This is a genomic window from Gluconacetobacter entanii (assembly GCF_013155425.1).
Taxonomy (GTDB): Bacteria; Pseudomonadota; Alphaproteobacteria; order Acetobacterales; family Acetobacteraceae; genus Novacetimonas; species Novacetimonas entanii.
The window spans coordinates 1-255 of the sequence record NZ_JABJWD010000172.1 but is presented as its reverse complement, the minus strand read 5'-3'; the positions used below and the strand labels follow the sequence as shown (position 1 = coordinate 255).

The window sequence follows — 255 nt, the reverse complement described above, 5'->3', positions numbered from 1 at the left end:
CGTCGCGTCGAAATCATCCTGCACTGATCCCAAAATCAGTCAGACTGACTTCAGCGAAAGGGAGTGCTTCGGCACTCCCTTTTTGCTGTAAGGTGGCTTGGGAAATATTTGAAAAGTAATAAAAGTTTTTGGGTGCCGCCTTTTTCAAAAAGGCGGCGTTCTTTTGAAGCTTTTTGGGGCCTGTTGGGAATTATGCTTTTTTCAAGCATCTGCATATGATTCAAAGCCTGTATGGATCGCTTCGTACTGACAGAC

The 255-nt window shown here is 44.7% G+C and carries 1 protein-coding gene; it reads right to left on the bottom strand.

Going from position 1 to position 255, the window contains the following annotated elements:
* Nucleotides 1–50: 50 nt before the first annotated feature.
* Nucleotides 51–255: hypothetical protein (locus HNH97_RS17805; RefSeq protein WP_216657711.1), on the bottom strand; the 205-nt coding region annotated here is incomplete at its 5' end.